Origin of the sequence: Methanosarcina sp. DH1 (assembly GCF_020804205.1) — an archaeon.
In the GTDB taxonomy this organism is placed as follows: Archaea; Halobacteriota; Methanosarcinia; order Methanosarcinales; family Methanosarcinaceae; genus Methanosarcina; species Methanosarcina vacuolata.
Genome location: NZ_WJBJ01000043.1, coordinates 1 through 2,257, shown reverse-complemented (window position 1 = coordinate 2,257; position 2,257 = coordinate 1). Strand labels below are relative to the sequence as shown.

Below are 2,257 nucleotides of genomic sequence, written 5' to 3'. Positions count from 1 at the left end.
ACTTTCAGTGGTGCATATCCTGAAGTTGGGGATGCAGARAATGCAGCAACAGGTTTTACAGGAGCTGTTTTTACGGTTATATAATCCTTTATTGTTTTTGTGTTTGTTCCAGCTGCATTCTTTACTGTTAAGCTGACAGTGTATTTTCCGGCTTTAGTGTACGTGTATGCAGGATTCCTGGATGTTGAAGTTTTTCCATCTCCAAAGCTCCATTTCCATGCAGTTGGTGACCCTGTGCTCTTGTCAGTAAACTGTACCTTCAGTGGAAGGTTTCCTGAAGTTGGGGATGCAGAAAAAGCAGCTACAGGGAGGTCTGAACCAAGAGTAGCCATGTAGATGTCGCCCTGCGGATACCATTTTTTTGTATACACAATCCTATCACCATATATAGCTGGATCTACCTGATACGGATTGTTTTCAGGATCTTCCAAGTCCTCGAAGGTTATCATGGTTTCCTTATTAGTCGAGAGATCATACATGTAAATATCCGTGTTTCCACTTACATCGTTACGGTTACTCTCATACACAATCCTGTTACCATAAATGTCTGGCTTGTATGAAAACACATCAGAAATTCGAGTTTCCTTGTGAGTGGAGAGGTCGTATACGTATATTGACGAGGGATAGTCATAACGGGTATCCCACACTATTTTGTTACCATAGATCCTAGGATCATCTGCTGTTCCACTAGTGGAAACTTGATTTTCCTTTTGAGTGGAAAGGTCGTAAATGAAGATATCGTTGTTTCCATCACGTTCGTCCTTCCACACTACTATGTTTCCATAGATATCAGGTTTGTATGCTGTTCCACTGGTAGTGATCTGAATTTCTTTATTAGTAGATAGATCATACATGTAGATATTCGAAATTCCATTACGTTTGTCCTGCCAAACTATCCTGTTATCATAAATTGCAGGATCATATGCTTGACTGCTTTTTGTAACCCGCGTTTGTTTTTTTGTAGAGAGATCTTCCATATAAATGTCATGACCTCCGTTGCGCCCATCCTCCCAAACTACCAGATTTCCATAAATAGCAGGAGTTATCTGATCTGTTGTATTGGTAGTGTGAATTTCTTTTTTAGTTGAGAGATCAAATATGTATATGTCCCAGTTTCCATTGCGGTTATCCTGCCACACTATCTTGTCACCGTAGATATCTGGATTGGCTGCCGTTTCATGAGTAGTAATCCTGGTCTTAGGGATATTTGGTGCTGCAGCTTGTATAGATTCTCTAGCCGTCGCATTTCCTTCTGTAGCTACATCCTCGGACAGAACCTGGTCATCTGGTGTATTCCCTGTTTCACTTGTGATTTCTGGTAGAGTAATGTTATGATGATCTGGTTCAGTTTGTGCTGATGCCGTAGATGAAACTAGAACTAAAAATAAAATCATAATTATTGATTCTAAGGCTACTGACTGTAATTTTTTGTTAATTTTCATTGTCCTACTCCTTTTCTCTTATATGTTTTCATAATTAGCCCCAAAACTCGAAATTACTTTTTTAGATCTCTTGTAAATAATTAATCGAGGTTTTGGATTTTTGACTTCAATCTTTAATTTTGCACACGACTGAATTCCAAACTTTACAACTTTTGACCATCAATATAAGTTGTATGACCAAAGTCCCTAACAATTAACACTTCAATAAACTTAATTAAATATTAATTACCAAATTTAAGCAGTGTAAAAATCATACTTTGAGGTTGTAATATCAGCAGCAATACCTAACTTACATCAAGTTTTGGGATTCTCCCTCATATAAAAAATGTTACTATTTTTGCTTTGTTTACATTCTTAAACTTTTTCATTTAAATGACGATTTTTTAAAAAATAATCAATTGTCAATAAAATTTTATAAAAATTTTGTCAAGGAATAAGGATAGAAGAGAGGCAAGTCTGCAAAGAAATGTCTGGCTGCATTGGCGCAAAGAAATGACGGAGGGTTTTAAAAATCATAATAAGATAAAAATAAATTAATAAACTGGATTATGAGAGTCAGTTACTGAAAATTGTAAAAAAAGTAATTCTCGAGTCTGATTTTAAAGAGTACTTTTGCTTTTTTATTCAGACTTGCCCGCTAACTCTCACTATCCTTTAGCCTTTACTTTTTTACTGTTTTTAATTTAGGAATTCATTATTTACTGGACTTTAATATATCCGGAAATAGTTTTAGTGCTACTGCCTTTAGCATTCTTTACTGTTAAGCTTACAGTATATTTTCCGGCTTTACTGTATTTATGCGCAGGGTTCTTGGA

At 35.9% G+C, this 2,257-nt stretch carries 2 protein-coding genes; both read right to left on the bottom strand.

Annotation, left to right across the window (positions count from 1 at the left end; translation table 11 throughout):
• Positions 1 to 1,442, bottom strand: a 1,442-nt coding sequence (locus FXW07_RS19105) for a PKD domain-containing protein (protein WP_229397184.1), incomplete at its 3' end; no start/stop codon positions are given.
• Between the two features lie 698 nt (positions 1,443 to 2,140).
• A partial coding sequence (locus FXW07_RS19100) for a PKD domain-containing protein (RefSeq protein ID WP_229397185.1) occupies positions 2,141 to 2,257 on the bottom strand: 117 nt, incomplete at its 5' end.